This is a genomic window from Mesorhizobium sp. M7A.F.Ca.CA.002.04.1.1, assembly GCF_004022805.1.
GTDB classification, from domain to species: domain Bacteria; phylum Pseudomonadota; class Alphaproteobacteria; order Rhizobiales; family Rhizobiaceae; genus Mesorhizobium; species Mesorhizobium ciceri.
Genome location: NZ_RZPL01001317.1, coordinates 1 through 455, shown reverse-complemented (window position 1 = coordinate 455; position 455 = coordinate 1). Strand labels below are relative to the sequence as shown.

The following is a 455-nucleotide window of genomic DNA, read 5'->3' as shown; positions in this document are numbered from 1 at the left end:
CACCTGCGCTGCCGACACGCCGCGCTGCGCGCCGATCTCCACAAGCACATCGACGATCCGCCACAGCCGGTCCTCGTCGCGGATCGGTGGTTCCGACCAGCCCGCGAGTTGGCGGGCGGTGGGGCTGTCACGGCGGTATTTGCCGGACAGCAATCCGCCGGCAAGCGGGCTCCAGACCAGAACGCCCAGCCCCTGGTCGACGGAAATCGGCAGCAGTTCGTACTCCGCTTCGCGCGCTTCCAGCGTGTAGTGGATCTGCTGCGTGATGAAGCGCGGCTGATGACGGCTGTCGCTGATGCCGAGCGCCTTCATCACCTGCCAGCCGGAATAGTTGGAGCAGCCGACATAGCGGATCTTGCCCTGGGCAACCAGCGTGTCGAGCGCGCCGATGGTTTCCTCCAGCGGCGTCACGCCATCCCATTCGTGCAGGAAATAGATGTCGATGACGTCGGTCT

At 65.3% G+C, this 455-nt stretch carries 1 protein-coding gene; it reads right to left on the bottom strand.

The window, feature by feature from the left end; genetic code table 11:
- A partial coding sequence (locus ENZ75_RS33985; RefSeq protein ID WP_164888290.1) for an aldo/keto reductase occupies positions 1-455 on the bottom strand: 455 nt, incomplete at both ends.